At 74.8% G+C, this 15060-nt stretch carries 16 protein-coding genes; 6 read left to right on the top strand and 10 right to left on the bottom strand.

Annotation, left to right across the window (positions count from 1 at the left end; genetic code table 11):
- Window positions 1-169: 169 nt before the first annotated feature.
- Complete coding sequence (locus HZS56_RS25425) at window positions 170-1204, bottom strand: LacI family DNA-binding transcriptional regulator (protein WP_253914840.1); 1035 nt, start codon at window positions 1202-1204, stop codon at window positions 170-172.
- A 182-nt stretch (window positions 1205-1386) separates the two neighbouring features.
- Complete coding sequence (locus tag HZS56_RS25420) at window positions 1387-2049, bottom strand: TetR family transcriptional regulator (RefSeq protein ID WP_216723121.1); 663 nt, start codon at window positions 2047-2049, stop codon at window positions 1387-1389.
- Window positions 2050-2206: 157 nt separating this feature from the next.
- Here HZS56_RS25420 and HZS56_RS25415 point away from each other — a divergent pair, with 157 nt between their 5' ends.
- On the top strand, window positions 2207-2770 hold the full coding sequence (locus tag HZS56_RS25415; RefSeq protein ID WP_216723120.1) for an NAD(P)H-dependent oxidoreductase: 564 nt from the start codon (window positions 2207-2209) through the stop codon (window positions 2768-2770).
- A 159-nt stretch (window positions 2771-2929) separates the two neighbouring features.
- On the opposite strand, the gene HZS56_RS25410 is transcribed toward HZS56_RS25415, so the two are convergent.
- Entirely contained in the window at window positions 2930-3835 is a 906-nt protein-coding gene (locus HZS56_RS25410) for a LysR family transcriptional regulator (RefSeq protein WP_216723119.1), read from the bottom strand.
- A gap of 168 nt (window positions 3836-4003) precedes the next feature.
- Between HZS56_RS25410 and HZS56_RS25405 the strand changes: the two genes are divergently transcribed.
- Window positions 4004-4207 carry a hypothetical protein gene (locus tag HZS56_RS25405; RefSeq protein ID WP_216723118.1) on the top strand — a complete coding sequence of 68 codons (204 nt, stop codon included), beginning with the start codon at window positions 4004-4006 and terminating at the stop codon, window positions 4205-4207.
- Between the two features lie 51 nt (window positions 4208-4258).
- Here HZS56_RS25405 and HZS56_RS25400 read toward each other — a convergent pair whose 3' ends face one another.
- Window positions 4259-4966, bottom strand: coding sequence for an SDR family NAD(P)-dependent oxidoreductase (locus tag HZS56_RS25400; RefSeq protein ID WP_216723117.1), 708 nt, complete (start codon window positions 4964-4966; stop codon window positions 4259-4261).
- Window positions 4967-5067: 101 nt separating this feature from the next.
- Between HZS56_RS25400 and HZS56_RS25395 the strand changes: the two genes are divergently transcribed.
- Complete coding sequence (locus tag HZS56_RS25395; protein ID WP_216723116.1) at window positions 5068-5907, top strand: helix-turn-helix transcriptional regulator; 840 nt, start codon at window positions 5068-5070, stop codon at window positions 5905-5907.
- Between the two features lie 42 nt (window positions 5908-5949).
- Here HZS56_RS25395 and HZS56_RS25390 read toward each other — a convergent pair whose 3' ends face one another.
- A complete protein-coding gene (locus HZS56_RS25390; RefSeq protein ID WP_216723115.1) occupies window positions 5950-6894 on the bottom strand; it encodes a TerC family protein in 945 nt (314 codons plus the stop codon).
- A gap of 151 nt (window positions 6895-7045) precedes the next feature.
- Between HZS56_RS25390 and HZS56_RS25385 the strand changes: the two genes are divergently transcribed.
- On the top strand, window positions 7046-8275 hold the full coding sequence (locus HZS56_RS25385) for a polysaccharide pyruvyl transferase family protein (protein WP_216723114.1): 1230 nt from the start codon (window positions 7046-7048) through the stop codon (window positions 8273-8275).
- 14 nt (window positions 8276-8289) lie between these two features.
- Window positions 8290-9729 (top strand): FAD-dependent oxidoreductase, encoded by a 1440-nt coding sequence (locus HZS56_RS25380; protein WP_216723113.1) that lies wholly within the window; start codon window positions 8290-8292, stop codon window positions 9727-9729.
- Between the two features lie 36 nt (window positions 9730-9765).
- On the opposite strand, the gene HZS56_RS25375 is transcribed toward HZS56_RS25380, so the two are convergent.
- The 4 genes from HZS56_RS25375 to HZS56_RS25360 all read right to left on the bottom strand — a co-directional run bounded on the left by HZS56_RS25375 (window position 9766) and on the right by HZS56_RS25360 (window position 13310).
- Window positions 9766-10110 carry a DUF6343 family protein gene (locus tag HZS56_RS25375; RefSeq protein WP_216723112.1) on the bottom strand — a complete coding sequence of 115 codons (345 nt, stop codon included), beginning with the start codon at window positions 10108-10110 and terminating at the stop codon, window positions 9766-9768.
- 28 nt (window positions 10111-10138) lie between these two features.
- Window positions 10139-10564, bottom strand: coding sequence for a CBS domain-containing protein (locus tag HZS56_RS25370; RefSeq protein ID WP_216723111.1), 426 nt, complete (start codon window positions 10562-10564; stop codon window positions 10139-10141).
- Complete coding sequence (locus HZS56_RS25365) at window positions 10561-11031, bottom strand: PPC domain-containing DNA-binding protein (protein WP_216723110.1); 471 nt, start codon at window positions 11029-11031, stop codon at window positions 10561-10563. The genes HZS56_RS25370 and HZS56_RS25365 overlap by 4 nt, the downstream gene beginning before the upstream one ends.
- Window positions 11032-11339: 308 nt before the next feature.
- Window positions 11340-13310, bottom strand: coding sequence for an AfsR/SARP family transcriptional regulator (locus HZS56_RS25360; protein WP_216723109.1), 1971 nt, complete (start codon window positions 13308-13310; stop codon window positions 11340-11342).
- Between the two features lie 327 nt (window positions 13311-13637).
- Between HZS56_RS25360 and HZS56_RS25355 the strand changes: the two genes are divergently transcribed.
- On the top strand, window positions 13638-14516 hold the full coding sequence (locus HZS56_RS25355; protein ID WP_216723108.1) for an alpha/beta fold hydrolase: 879 nt from the start codon (window positions 13638-13640) through the stop codon (window positions 14514-14516).
- A 102-nt stretch (window positions 14517-14618) separates the two neighbouring features.
- Here the strand turns inward: HZS56_RS25355 and HZS56_RS25350 are convergent, their stop codons facing one another.
- On the bottom strand, window positions 14619-15047 hold the full coding sequence (locus HZS56_RS25350) for a VOC family protein (protein ID WP_216723107.1): 429 nt from the start codon (window positions 15045-15047) through the stop codon (window positions 14619-14621).
- Window positions 15048-15060 lie beyond the last annotated feature (13 nt).

Below are 15060 nucleotides of genomic sequence, written 5' to 3'. Positions count from 1 at the left end.
CGCCGCGCGCCCCCCCCCCGCCCCGGGGGGGCCCCCCGCCGGGCCCCCCCCCCCCCTCGCCGCCCCCCCCCCCGCCCCCCCCCGCCGCCCCCCGCGCGGGGCCCCCCCCCCCGGGGGGGGGGGGCCCCGTCAGCCTGCATCCCGGTGGGTCAGCTCGGACCCCGGTGGGTCAGCTCGAATCGCGGTGGACCACCGCCGCGCCCAGCACCTCGCGCCGCTCGGGCGCGCCGCCGGGGTCGTGCACGGCGCGGTCGACGAGTGCGGCGAGGTCCCGGCCCGAGGGCAGTTCCAGGTGGACGGTGCTCAGCCGGGGCCTGAGCAGACGGCCCAGCATCAGGTCGTCGGCGCCGATCACGGCGGCGTCCCCGGGAATGTCGAGGCCCTCGTCCTGCAGTGCCCGCATCAGCAGCATCGCGTACTCGTCGTTGTACGTGAACACGGCGTCGAGGCCGAGGGTCCGCCAGCGGGCGGCCAGCCGGGCGGCATCCTGTTCCTCGTGGGCCAGGGGCAGTTCGGTGACGGTGGCGCCGGTGCCGCGCACCGCACGGCGGGCGCCGGCCAGGCGGGGCGCCGAGAAGACGTCGAGGCCCTCTTCCGCGGGCACGATCACGCCGATCCGGCGGCGTCCCCGCTCGCAGAGGTGGCGGACCGCTCTGTCGCCGACACGCTCCTGGTCGACGAGCAGCGCGTGTGCCCCCTCGACGGCCTCGGGACCGAGGGTGACGACCGCCCGGGCGCCGGAGCGCTTGAGGACCTCCACCCCCTGCGGTCCCAGGTCCGCGTCGGGGGACAGGACGGCGACCGGGCGCAGCTCGGCCCAGGCGCGGGCGGCCTCGTCGCCGTGCAGGCCGACGGAGCCGTACTGGACCACGGTGTAGTCGAGACGGCCCAGGGCCCACTGGAGCTCGCTGAGGAAGTGCGCGTAGAGGGGGCCCGCGGGGAAGGGCGGCGCGGGGGTCAGCACCATCCGGCTGTACCCGGCGCGCAGGGAGCGGGCCGCGGCGTGCGGCACGTAGCCGAGTTCGCGGGCGGCCTCGCGGACGCGCCGGCGGGTGGGTTCGCTGATCCGGACGGCATCGGTGTTGTTCAGGACGTAGGAGACGGTCGCGCGGGAGACCCCGGCCAGGCGGGCCACATCCGCGCTCGTGGGCACGGAGCGCGGTAACGGCGACTCGGAGTCGGACGGATTCGGTATCTGCACCATGACGTACGGCATCTTGGCAGAAGCCGGATACGGGACAACGGGCGGGGCAACACCACCCGGGCACCGGAGAGTTCGGGCCGACGCGGGGGTGGCGTGGGCCAGGCAGCAGGCCGGGCGGGCGGCAGGACCGGCGTGGGCCGCGGGACGAGCGGACGGCAGGCCGGCGTGGGCCGCGGGACGGGTCAGGCGGCGGTGCGGGTCACCCGCGCCACGAGGTCCAGCCAGCCCGCCCGCACCCGCTCCGGGGGCAGCCCGCACTGTTCGGTGAGGTGGTGGAGCAGGGCGGCGTCGAGGTAGGCCATCAGCGTGTGGGAGAGCAGTTCACTGTCGGCGTCCGGCGCCGCCTCCCGCAGCAGCATCGCCACGTGGGAGCGCAGGAAGCGGCGTGGCGGGAAGGTGTAACGCCGTTCGGCACTGGGCTCCGCGGCCATGAGCAGGTCGAGTTCGTCGATGGAGCGGCGCAGCATCGCGCAGCCGAAGGCCCGCAGCCGGTCGACGGGCGGCGCGCCGGGGCCCAGGGGCGGCGGGCCGCTCAGGAGCGCCGCCTGGAACTTTCGCTCCGAGTGGTCCAGCAGCGCGGCGAGCAGCCCGGTGCGGTCGCCGAAGCGGCGGAAGACCGTGCCCTTGCCCACCGAGGCCGCGACGGCGACGCCCTCCATGGTGAGCGCGGCCGCGCCGTGCTGGGCGACCAGCCGCTCGGCGGCGTCCAGCAGCCGCGCGCGGTTGCGGGCGGCGTCGGCGCGCAGGCAGGGCTCGTCCACCTCGGCCCCCGCACCGAGCTGCAGCAATTCAGGTGTGTCGAGGGCCTCTTCTGATCTCGGCAGGGGCGGCAGGGCGGCGGACATGAAACCAGCGTAAAGCATCGGGAGGAAACTGGACCGCGGTCCGTTTGAGATGTTAGAAATTAAACGGACCTCGGTCCGGATCGTAACGGCAGTGTTTCGGCGCCGCCGTTCACCAGCTGTTTCCGCTTGGCCACCTGTTCCTGCATTGGGAGTACTCATGTCAGTCCGCATCCTTGCGCTCGTCGGCAGCCTTCGCGCCGGTTCGACCAACCGCCAGCTCGCCGAAGCAGCGGCCAGGCTCGCGCCGGAGGGTGCCGAGGTACAGCTGTTCGAGGGGCTCGCCGACATCCCCTTCTACAACGAGGACATCGACGTCGAGGGCGACGTGCCGGCCGCCGCCGCCAAGCTGCGGGAGGCCGCGAAGGGTGCTCAGGCGTTCCTGCTCTTCTCGCCGGAGTACAACGGCACCATCCCGGCCGTCCTGAAGAACGCCATCGACTGGCTGTCCCGCCCCTACGGCGACGGCGCCTTCACCGGCAAGCCGGTCGCCGTGGTCGGCACCGCCTTCGGCCAGTACGGCGGCGTTTGGGCGCAGGACGAGGCCCGCAAGGCCGTGGGCATCGCCGGCGGCAAGGTGATCGAGGACCTCAAGCTGTCCATCCCGGGCTCGCTGACCCGCTTCGCCGAGACCCACCCGGCGGACGACACCGAGGTCGCCGCGCAGCTGGCCGAGGTCGTCACGCGCCTGCACGGCCACGCCGACGAGGCCGTCGCCGCCTGACGCGGACCTGCCTCGAGGACGTACCAGGACGTATCTGGTGACGGGGCCGGAGCTCGGACGAGCTCCGGCCCCGTCCCACATCCGGCACGTCCCACGTCCCGCGTCCCCGCCGCCCCGTCGGACCGCCGGACCGCCGGTCACATCGGCGCGCCGGCCGCGTCAGGCCACCGCCGCCGCGGCCAGTGTGCGCAGTTCCTCCAGTGCCGCCGCGACCGCCGGACGCCGGTGGGCGCCGCTGCGGGTGCAGGTCAGCAGCTTGCGGTGGGGGCGGTCGGCGCAGGGCACCCGGACGATCGGCAGCTCGGGGGTCAGCTGGGCCAGCCGGGGGATCAGCGCGACGCCGAGCCCGTGGGCGACCAGGTGGGCGGTGACGTTCCAGTCGCAGGCGTGGTGGACCACGTCGGGGGTGAAGCCGGCGCCGCCGCACGCCGACAACACGTGCGGCCGGCAGGGGCTCTGCTGCACCGGCGCGACCCAGGGCTCGTGCGCGACGTCGGCGAGGTTCGCGCCGTCCCGTCCGGCCAGCGGGTGGCTCTCGGGCACGACCAGGTCGAACGGGTCGTCCAGCAACGGCCGCTGGTCGAAGCGCGCGTCGGCCGACGACGGGTTGGCGGGGGTCGCCTCCACCACCGCCAGGTCGCTCTCCCCCTCGAAGAGCAGGTCGAAGCTCTCCGCCACCTCCACCTCCCGGATCCGCACCGACAGCCGCGGATGGCGCTCGCGCAGCCGCGCGGCCATCGGTGCGAGGAGCACCGCGACAGCCACCGGGAACCCCGTCGCCCTGAGCGGCCCGGCGGGGTCCCCCTCCCCCGCCCGCAGGTCCTGTTCGGCCTCGTCCCAGCGGGCTTCGATGGCGTCGGCGTGGGCGAGCAGGCTCTCGGCGGCCGGGGTGAGGCGCACTCCGCGCCCCTGCGGCTCCAGCAGGTCGACGCCCAGGTCGCGGGCCAGCTGACGGATCTGCTGGGAGGCGGCGGAGGGCGTGAAGTGCAGGGCACGGGCCGCGGCGGTGACGGTGCCGTAGTGGGAGACGGCGCGGAGCACGTGCAGCCTGCGCAGATCAATCATGAAGCGCACGCTTCACGGTGAAGTCCGGAAAGTCAAACTGGACTTGAACGGATCCTCGGCCGCACTCTGTCTGTGGCGCCACGACGACACACCGTCCGTACCAGCCGTCCGACGTACCCCCGACATACCGCTCACGCCCGACGTACCACTCACGCCCGAGGAGTCGCCATGCCCAGCACGACCGGTGTCGTCTGCCCGCACTGCGGGTGGCCCGACGGTGCCGAGCCCTTCCAGGTGCTGTCCGCACACCCCACGGGGGCGGGCGGCACCCTGTGGACCCGGTGTGCGTGCGGCTCGCTCCAGGCCCGGGTCGTCGACGGCGACGGCACGCGCGTCGTCTCGCGCGGCAGGCCGTCCCCGGCCGGCTGCTGACCCGCCCCGGCGGTTCCTTCCCCGGGGCGGGCCGCACCGGCCCGCCCCGGGCTACCAGGGCAGCGGGCCCGACGCGTCGAAGTAGCCCCCGGTGGGTCCGTCCGCGTCCAGCCGGGCCATCCGGACGATCACCTCGGCTCCCTCGGCCACGCTCTGCGTACCGGTGTTGCCGTTCAGGTCGGTCGCGGTGAAGCCCGGCTCGACGGCGTTGATCCGCATCCCGGGGAACGCCTTCGCGTACTGCACGGTCAGCGCGTTGACCGCGGTCTTGGACGCCGGGTAGGCGAGGCCGGGGTAGCCGTACCCGGGGCTCTCGGGAGAGGTGAGCCCGGTCAGCGAGGCCAGACCGCTGCTGACGTTGACCACGACCGGCGCGGCGGAGCCGCGCAGCAGCGGCAGGAAGGCGTGGGTCACCCGCACCAGCCCGAAGACGTTGGTCTCGAAGACGGCGCGCAGCACGTCGGCGGTCGTGCCCTCGGCGCCGGTCACGGAGTTGTCCGCGCCGCGCTGCTCGATGCCGGCGTTGTTGACCAGCACGTCGAGGCCTCCCTCGGCGGCCACCGTCTTCACCGCGGCGGCCACGGAGGCGTCGTCGGTGACGTCGAGGACGAGGGGGCGCGCGCCCAGTTCCCCGGCCGCCCGGCGGCCGCGCTCGGCGTCGCGGGCGGCGGCCCAGACGGTGTGGCCGGCGGCGACGAGGCGGCGGGCCGTTTCGAATCCGAGGCCCTTGTTGGCCCCGGTGATCAGTGTGTTCGTCATGGCTCCAGCCTGCGGCGGTGCGGTGCCGGCTGCCAGGCGTCCCGTCTTCCTGGGACCACGGGTACCAGGAAGACGGAGCGCGCCCGGTGTTCACTTGAACCATGACGGCGACGGAGTTCGGGCGCGCGTTGCGCCTGCGCAGGGACCGCGTCTCCCCCGAGGCGGCCGGGCTGCCGGCGGGCGGGCACCGGCGGGCCGCCGGGCTGCGGCGCGAGGAGCTGGCGCTGCTGGCCGGGGTCTCGGTCGACTACGTCACCCGCCTCGAACAGGGCCGGGCGGCGCACCCGTCGGCGCAGGTGGTTGAGGCGCTGGTCAGGGCGCTGAGGCTGGACCCCGAGGAGCGGGCGCATCTGTTCCGGCTGGCCGGGCTGGCACCGCCGGGTCCCGACACGGTGCCGGCGTACATCCCGCCGAGCGTCCACCGGCTGCTCGACCGGCTGGCCGGCACACCGGTGGCGGTGTACGACGCGTCCTGGACGCTGCTGCTCGCCAACCCGCCGTACGCGGCGCTGATGGGCGACCCGTCGCAGTGGCGCGGTCCGGAGCGCAACGGGGTGTGGCGCAACTTCGTCGGACCGGGCAGCCGGGCGCGGTACACGCCCGGGGAACGCCGTGCGTTCGAGGCGGCGCTCGTCTCCGACCTCCGGGCGACCAGTGCCCGCTACCCCGCCGACCGCGGGCTGGCCCGGCTGGTCGGGGAGCTGCGGGCGCGCAGCGAGCGCTTCGCCGAGCTGTGGGAGGCGGACGCGGTCGGCCGGCACGAGGCGGCCCGCAAGACCGTCGACCATCCTCGGGTGGGGCCCTTGACCCTGGACTGCGACGTGCTCGACGTGGCGGGTCACGACCTCCGGATCATGGTCTACACGGCCGAGCCGGGCACCGGGGACGCCGAGCGGCTCGCCCTCCTCACGGTCCTGGGCACCCAGGAGCTGGTGGAGTAGCCGCACGGGGCAGGGCGGAGCGGGGCGGGAGCGGGGTCAGGTTCACTCCCGCCGCCCGGACGCCCACAGACTCGTCGCCGTGGTGACCGCGAGGACCAGCACGATGAAGCCGAGCGAGAACGGGATGCCGATCTCGGGCACGTGCACACCGGACTCGTGCAGGGCGTGCAGCACCAGTTTCACGCCGATGAAGCCGAGGATCACGGACAGGCCGTAGGACAGGTGGACCAGCCGCTTCAGCAGACCGCCGATGAGGAAGTACAGCTGCCGCAGCCCCATGAGGGCGAAGGCGTTGGCCGTGAACACGATGTACGGGTCCTGGGTCAGACCGTAGATGGCGGGGATCGAGTCCAGGGCGAACAGGATGTCGGTGAAGCCGACGGCGAGCATCACGACCAGCATCGGGGTCATGACCCGCCTGCCGTTCTCCTCCACCCACAGCCTCGTGCCGTGGTAGCGGTCGGCGACGCCGAAGCGGCGTTCGATCGACTTCAGCAGCCTGCTCTCCTCGTACTCCTCGTCGTGCCCGCCCCTGCGGGCGTCCTGGATCAGCTTCCAGGCGGTCCAGACGAGGAAGGCGCCGAAGAGGTAGAACACCCAGGAGAACGCGGAGATGATCGCCGCGCCGGCCGCGATGAAGGCGGCGCGCAGCACCAGGGCCACCAGGACACCGACCATCAGCACCCGCTGCTGGTACTGCGAGGGCACCGCGAACTTGGCCATGATCAGGACGAAGACGAAGAGGTTGTCCACGCTGAGGGACTTCTCCGTGACGTAGCCGGCGAAGAACTCGCCGGCCGGAGCGCCGCCGCCGGCCAGGAACAGCCCGGCACCGAACAGACAGGCCAGGACCACCCAGACGGCGGTCCAGGTCCCGGCCTCCCGGAGCGACACGTCGTGCGGCCTGCGGCCGATGAAGAAGTCGGCGGCGACGAGGACGCACAGGCCCGCGACGGTCAGCAGCCAGGCGCTGAGGGAGACGTTCACCGGGGCTCCTCGTGGGACCGGGCGGGAAGACGGCGTACGGGTTCTCGGTCAGGGTGTTTCCGCGATCCGGCGCAGGCAACCCGGCATCCTGCGCGGCCCGCGCGCCGAGAGGGCGCGCGCCGGTCTCGCAACGACGTGACGGGAGCCCCGGATGACCACTCGGCCCTCGCATCCGCACCCCGCCCGTCCGGGCCCGCGCATCGGCGTGCTGGGTTCCTACGGCGGTTTCAACATCGGTGACGAGGCGATCCTGACCTGCGTCCTCAGCTGTCTGCGGGCGCGCAGGCCGGACGCCCACCTCGTCGTCCTGAGCCGGGACGCGGAGCACACCCGCGCCCATCACCGCGCCGCCGACGAGGTGGTCGCGTGGGAGGGGGTCACCCGCAACCACGTGCTGGACGCGCTGCCCGGACTGGACCTGCTGGTGCTGGGCGGCGGGGGCATCCTCTACGACGGCGAGGCGCGGCGCTACCTGCGGCTGGTGCGCGCCGCGCAGCTGCGGAACGTGCCCACGTTCGCCTACGCCGTCGGCGCGGGGCCCCTGACGGAGGCCGAGGACCGCGAGGCGGTGCGCACGGTGCTGGCGGAGATGGACGACGTCGTGGTGCGGGACGAGGAGTCCCGGCTGGTGCTGGAGGAGGTGGGTCTGGAACGCGAGGTCTCGGTCACCTCGGACCCGGCGCTGCTGCTGGCCCCCGAGCCGTTCACCGCGGCCATGATGCGCGACGAGGGCATCCCGTCCGGCGCCCGGCTGGTCGGGATGTCGGTGCGCGAGCCGGGGCGGGCGGCCGAGAAGCTCGACGAGGGGGACTACCACGCGCTGCTCGCCGACGTGGCGGACTTCCTGGTGCGCCGGCTGGACGCGCACGTGGTGTTCCTGCCGATGGAGCGGCACGACGTACGCCACGCGCACGCGGTGCTGTCGCACATGACGGCGCCGCACAAGGGCCGGATCCTGCACGGCGACTACAGCCCGGGGCAGGTCCTCGGCTTCATGCGTCATCTGGACGTGGCCGTCGGCATGCGGCTGCACTTCGTGATCTTCGCGGCGCTGACCGGCGTACCGGTGCTGCCGCTGCCGTACTCCGGCAAGGTCTTCGACTTCGCACGGCGGCTGGGCGCCCCGGCGCTGGTGGGGGTGGCGCGCGAGCAGGCCGGACTGCTGCTGGCGGAGGTGGACCGGCTGTGGGACGAGTATCCGCAGCGCCGGGACGATCTGCGCGCCAGGGTCCGGGAGCTGTCGGCGACCGCCCTGGGCACGTGCGCGCGCTGCGGCGCGCTGCTGGACGACATCGCGGCAGCGGGGCGCCCGGGCGCGGGGGACTCCCCGGCGACGGGCGAGGGGGACCGCCCGACCGAACCGCGGCCGCTGAACGCCTGACCCCTGGGAGAGCGATGCCGGTCCTGGAAGAGCCCCGCGAGCCCCGTTCGGTCACGCTGCCCCCGCGGCCCGCCCGGCACGGCGGCCGGTGCGACGTCCTGGTGGTGGGCGGCGGCCCCGCGGGGTTCGCCGCCGCGGTCGGTGCGGCCGACGCGGGGGCCGACGTCGTGCTGGTCGAGCGATACGGGTTCCTCGGCGGCAACGCGACCGTGGCGCTGGTGATGCCGCTGATGTCGTTCCACAACGAGCACAAGCAGGCCGCGTTCACCGAGGCCGGGGACACGTCCCGGCTGCTGCCCACCGACCACGGCGAGGGCGAACCGGTGGTCGCGGGCGTGCTGTGGCAGCTGCTCGACCGGCTCATGGGGCGCGGCGGCTGCCTGCCGCCGTCCCCGAAGACCGGCTACACGGTCCCCTTCGACCCGGAGCTGTTCAAGCTCTCGCTGCTCGAGATGATGGACGAGTCCGGTGTGCGGATGCTGTTCCACTCCTTCGCCTCCGGAGCGCTGCCGCTGGACGACGGCGACGGCTGGCGGGTGGTGTTCGAGACGAAGTCGGGGCCGGTGGTGATCGACGCCGGGGTGGTGGTGGACGGCACGGGCGACGGCGACGTCGCGACGGCCTGCGGGGCGCCGTACGAGGTGGGGCGGCCCGAGGACGGGCTGGTGCAGCCCATGACGCTGATGTTCCGCGTGGCTGACTTCGCGCGGCCCGACTTCGCCGACTACGTGCGCGCGCACCCCGACCAGTGGCGCGGTGTGCACGGCCTGTGGGACCTGATCGAGGAGGCCAGGGCGGAGGGCGAACTGCGGCTGCCGCGCGAGGACATCCTGTTCTTCGCGACGCCGCACCCGCGGGAGGTCTCCGTCAACAGCACCCGGGTCAACCGCGTCCTCGGCAGCAACGTGTGGGACCTCACCCGCGCCGAGTACACGGCCCGGCGGCAGCTGGCGCAGATCGACCGCTTCCTGCGCACCCGGGTGCCCGGTTTCGAGGAGTCGTACGTGGTGCAGAGCGGCATCCACGTCGGCGTGCGGGAGAGCCGGCGGGTGCAGGGCGACTACCGGCTGACGGGGCACGACATCCTGGCGGCGCGCACCTTCCCGGACGTGGTCGCGCACGGCGCCTACCCGGTCGACATCCACAATCCGCGGGGCTCGGGCACCGTCCTCAAGCGGGTGCCGAAGGGCAGTTTCTACGACATCCCGCTGCGCTGCCTGGTGCCCCGGGACACCGAACGGCTGCTGGTCGCGGGGCGCTGCATCTCCGGGACGCACGTCGCGCACTCCTCGTACCGCGTGATGCCCATCGCCATGGCGACCGGCCACGCGGCCGGGGTGTGCGCGGCACTGACCGTCCGGCACGGGCGCGGTCCGCGCGGTCTGCCGTACCGGCTGGTCCAGCGGGAACTGCTGCGACAGGGAGCCAGGCTGCGGACGGACGCGGACGCCTGAGGGGTGTCGTTGGGACCTTGCCGGGGTTGCGGGGCCTCAGTGCGGGGCCGGGGTGCCGCGTTCGCGGCGCAGGCGTCCGGTCACGACCAGCAGGTCGGCGAGGGCCAGCAGGGCGAACGCCGCGCACACGGCGGCGACGGCCACCAGCGTGCCGCGTCCGGGACTGTCGCCGGCGCCGGTGTCCGCCGCCCACACGCCGAAGTAGGCCGCGCCGGCGAGGAACAGCGGCAGGAACACGGCCGCCAGCAGCAGCCTGAGCCGCAGCGGGCTCTGCGCGGTGACGGGCTCGGTGCCGGTGCGCGGGAAGCGGCGGCCGATCAGGCCGGACCGTTCGCGCGGGGCCGGTTCCCCGGCCCATCGGGGGTGGCGTCGGTCGCTCATGCCGTTCCTCCCTGGCGGGCGGGGTGCGTCAGCGGTCGGGGGCGGCCCGCCCGATGTCCGCGAGCGCGGAGTGCGGGTCGTCGGCTGCGGCGAGGTCGCCGAGGGTGACCACGCCGACCGGAACGCCGCCGTGCTCGACCACCGGGATGCGGCGTACGGCGTGCTGCCGCATCAGCTCGGCGGCGCGGTCGGTGCTGTCGTCGGGGTCGAGGGTGACGACGGGCGGGGGTGTGCACACCGCGCCCACCGTGGTGGCGTCGGGGTCCCGGCCGTCGGCGATGCCGCGCAGGACGATGTCGCGGTCGGTGAGGACGCCGAACAGGTCGCGGTCGTAGGTCACCAGGACGTCACCGACGTTCTCCTCGCGCATCAGCCGGGCCGCCCGGGTCACCGTCGTCATGGGCTCGACGGCCACCGCCGCCGGTGACATCACGTCTCGGATGCGCCGTGTCATGGTCGTACCTCCCGGAGGTGTCGGGGCCCCGCTCGTCCCGGGTCGATCAGGGCGAGGCCGATGTCGGGGCGGTGGGTCTTCGCCAGCTCGGCCGGGCTGTCCCGCACCACGACCTCCAGCGTCGGCCAGACCCGGCCGGACAGCAGGTGGCCGCCGCGGGTGGAGCCGTCCGACAGGCCGAGTACGGCGTGCAGGTGCGGGGTGGGCCCGTCGTCGCCGACGGCGATGTCCCCGAGGAGCGACAGCACCTCGCACTGCTGCTCCACCGGGATGGGCCGGTAGTCCTTGGCCTGCCGGTCGAACCAGCCGACGACCGCCTGCGAGAAGGCCCCGACGGCCGTCACCTGGGACGCGCCGAGGGACCGGTCACGGGCGAAGGCGGTGAGTTCGGCGACGGGGTCCTCGCCGGGGTCGAGCACCACCACGTAGACCGCTGACGGACCGTCCTGCACCTGCTGCCACTTCATGCGCCTGCGGGTACCCGTCACGGCCCGGGACAACCTCCGGCCCCCCGCCCTCGGAGGGGGCGGGGGGCCTCGCGTGCCACGGGCTCCGTGGCACACCGCGGGGTCCGCCGGCCCGGGGCGCGGTCAGCCGAACACGAGCTCGGCCGGACGCCCGACGTACGCCCCCCGTGCCGAGGGGCCGCCGCGCCGGCCACCGCCCTGCCGGGTTCGGCACGCATCTCGCAACGCCCGCCCACCGCGACCCGCGACCCGCGACCCGCGACCGGGCACCCCCACGCAGGGCCCGTCTGCACACCCACCCCCGCTGCTCAGCGGCGCAGGGCCCCGCTGATCGCCGCGAGCCAGTCGTCGACCGGGCCGAAGGTGAGCAGCCCGCTGCCCGCGCCCGCGAGTTCGCCGGACGCGGGCAGCAGCCGTTCGTGGGCCCGCTCCAGTGCCGCCCGGTCGCCCAGTTCGAGGGCGAGGGCGGCCTCGGCGCAGCACAGCGCCTCGTACAGCAGATCGGGCGGCGGTTCGGCGAGGGCGCCGAGGGCCGTACGGGCGTCGGCGTCGCGGCCGCCGGCGAGGAGGGCGAAGGGCTCGGCCCACGGCCGGTACGGCCCCCAGTCCGCGCCCGGGTCCACGGCGGCCGGCCGGCCGTGCGCCAGCCGCAGGCCGAGCAGGGCCAGCGGCAGCAGTCCGCGCGCCAGGCCCGGCATCCCGGCCCCGTCGAGTCGTTCGGCGGCGCGGCGGTACGCGGCCTCGGCGCTGTCGTACGGGCTGCCGGTGGCGGCGGAGCGCAGCGCCAGGTACCAGTCGGTGAAGACGGCCACCAGCGGCCGTTCGTGGCGTTCGGCGAGTTCGTCCACGGCCGCGGCCTGCGCGTCGGCGGCGGTGAAGTCGCCGAGGGCCGAGCGGGCCTGGAGGCGGATCAGGCGGCCCAGCACCGTGTGGCTGACCAGGCCGTGCCGGGTGCCGAGCGCGACGATTTCGGCACCGACCTCGTCGCGCCGCGGAGCGAGTCCGGCGGCGGTGCAGGACTGCATGAAGACGCCGTTGAGGGCGAAGGCGAGCAGCGCGGGGTCGTCCAGGCGGCGGGCGATCCGTTCGGCCTCCCGCGCCGCCCGCGGGCCGCGCGGGGACCGGACGCCGCGGGACTCCAGGGCGACGGTGGCGAGCAGACGGCAGCGGGCCGCGTCGGCGGCCGGGGTGTCCGGCAGGGCGGCCAGGGTCCGTTCGGCCGCCGCGACGATCCGGCGGGCGGTCTCGGGGTCGTCGCTGCGGGTCCAGTTGGCGGGGACGTCGTAGGCGCCGATCACCCGGGCCGTCAGTTCGGCGTCGCCCGTCTCCTCCGCCGCCGCGACCACCGCCGTACGGTGTTCCCGGGCCGCCTCAAGACCGCTGCCGCCGGTGACGGCGAGGGAGCGCAGCAGGCCGACGGTCGACTCCAGGCGGACGTGGGCACCGGCGGCGACCGTGCGGTCGTACGCCTCGGTCGCCCGGGCCCACAGCCGCGCGGCTGCCTCCGCCCGTTCGCCCGGCGGGTCGAGTGCCGGGTCCTGGGCGAGGATGCCGGCCTCCAGGTGACGCAGCCGGGGGCCCGGGTCGACACCGAGGTGCGCGGCCAGCAGGGCACGGGCCCGGCGCAGCACGTCGAGGGCGTCCGCCTGGCGTCCGGTCCGGTACAGCGCCAGGGCGAGCAGTCGCCAGGCCTCCTCGCGCCAGGGGTGCCCGGCGAGGTGCGCGTCCAGGTCGGGGACCGCCTCGGCGGCGCGGCCCAGGTCGACGAGCAGCTCCGCCCGGCGTTCCACGGCGGCCAGCCGCAGCTCCGTGAGCCGGGAGCGTTCGCCGCGTGCCCAGCCGGCGTCGCCGAACTCCGCGTAGGCGGGGCCGCGCCACTCCCCCAGCGCCTCCCGGATCCGGTCCGGGGCCCTGGACGCCGGCCCCCGGGCCGCCTCGGTGACGGCCGTCTCGAAGCGCCACGCGTCCACGGCGTCCGGTGCGGCGCGCAGGGCGTAGCCGGGGCCCTCGGTGACCAGCAGTCCGGCCGGGGCGCGCGGCGGGCGGTCGGGTTCCAGGGCGCGGCGCAGGTCTCCGACGAAGGTGCGCAAGGCTCCCACGGCCCGCGGCGGCGGTTCCTCCCACAGGTCCTCGACCAGGCGGGCGACCGGGACGACCCGGCGCCGGGCCACGACCAGCCGGGCCAGGACAGCACGGTGCCGGGGGCCCTTCAGGGCGAGGGGGTCACCGCCGTGCTCGGCGGTGACCGGTCCGAGCACGCCGAACGTGACCGCTTCCATGTTCCGTCCGCTCTCCGATCCACCACCGGCCGGGGTCACCACCGGCCTGACCAGCACCGCCCGGGGCCAGCACTCCCCGGGGCCACCACGGTACGCGTGCTGTTCCTTGCCGGTCCGGACTGATCCTTGCTGGTCCGGGCTGATCCCTGCTGGTCCGGGCTGATCCCTGCTGATCCCCTGCTGATCCGGGCGGGCGAGGCTCGTGGGCGACGGCGGCGTGGCGAGCAGCGGACCGGCCGGACCGGGCCCGCCCCGCGTCCCGCGGTTGCGCGCTCCCGCTCTGCGTTCCCCACCTCGCGAGATCCTTCAGAAAGGCACGGATCAGCCATGGAACCGACCCTCCCGGGTTTCACTCACGACCGCGTCCAGGTCACCGACGGCATCGCCCTGCACGTGGCCGTCGGCGGCTCGGGCAGCCCGGTCGTGCTGCTGCACGGCTTCCCGCAGACCCATCTGATGTGGCGGCACGTCGCCGCGGACCTGGCGGCCGACCACACGGTGATCTGCCCCGACCTGCGCGGCTACGGCGCCAGCGACAAGCCGGCCGACCCGGACGGCACCGCCTACGCCAAGCGGGCCATGGCCGCCGACGTCGTGTCCCTCGCCCGGACGCTCGGGCACGAGCGGTTCGCACTGGCCGGGCACGACCGGGGCGCCCTGGTCGCGGTGCGGGCGGGACTCGACCACCCGGACGCGGTGACGCACCTGGCCGCGCTGGACGTGCTGCCGACCCTGGACATGTGGGACGTGCTGCACGGCACGACGGCGGCGGTGGGCTTCCACCTCTACCTGATGGCGCAGCCCCCGGGGCTGCCGGAGCAGTTGATCGGCGCCGCGCCCGACGCGTTCTTCGGCCACTTCCTCGATCTGTGGGCCCGGGACCCCGGCGCCCTGCCGGCCGACGTCCGCGCCGCCTACCTCCGGGCCTGCCGGGAGGCGGTGCCCTCGATCGTGGCCGACTACCGGGCCTCGGCGGGCGTCGACGTGGCCCACGACCTGGCCGACCGGGAGCGGGGCAACCGGCTGCGGATGCCGGTGACCGTGCTCCAGCAGGACTGGGGCGCGGCACTCGGCTACGACGCCGCCGCGCTGTGGCGGGCCTGGGCCCCCGACCTGCGGCACGACACCGTCGACTGCGGGCACTTCATGGCGGAGGAGGCCCCTGACGAGGTCGCCGGGGCGCTGCGGAAGCTGCTGACCCGGTAACCGGCGCACCGGCGTGGCATGGGGCACGGGCAGGACCGGTCCTGCCCGTGCCCCATGGGTGTTGCGAGGGGCCCGACGGGCTGACCGGCGGGCCTGCGCCGGTCAGCGGGCCCCGGGCACCTCCTCCGTGACGCCGTTCAGGGGCGAGGCCGGATCGCTGCCGTAGGGGCGGGTGAAGGCTTCCATCCCGTGCCCGGACGGGTCGGTGAAGTACACGCCCCGGCCGCCGTCGTTGCGGTTGATCCGGCGGGGGTGCCGCCCGTGCGGATCGGCCTGGACGGGGATCCCGCCTTCGACGAGGCGGGCGAGGACCTCGTCGAACTCGTCCTCGGAGACGAGGAACGCGTAGTGCTGGACGGGGATGTCGATGTCGACGGTGGCGAAATCGAGGGTGACGCCGTTGGCGGTCGTCACGGGCAGGAACATTCCGGCCGGTTCGCCGACCTCGAGGCCGAGGATCCCGGCGAGGAAACGGGCGGACTCCTCCCGGTCACGGGAGAGAACGATGGTGTGGTTGAACTGGACTGACACGGGTCAATGCCTC

Origin of the sequence: Streptomyces mayonensis (assembly GCF_018982965.1) — a bacterium.
In the GTDB taxonomy this organism is placed as follows: domain Bacteria; phylum Actinomycetota; class Actinomycetes; order Streptomycetales; family Streptomycetaceae; genus Streptomyces; species Streptomyces mayonensis.
This window is presented reverse-complemented; position numbering and strand designations above follow the sequence as displayed.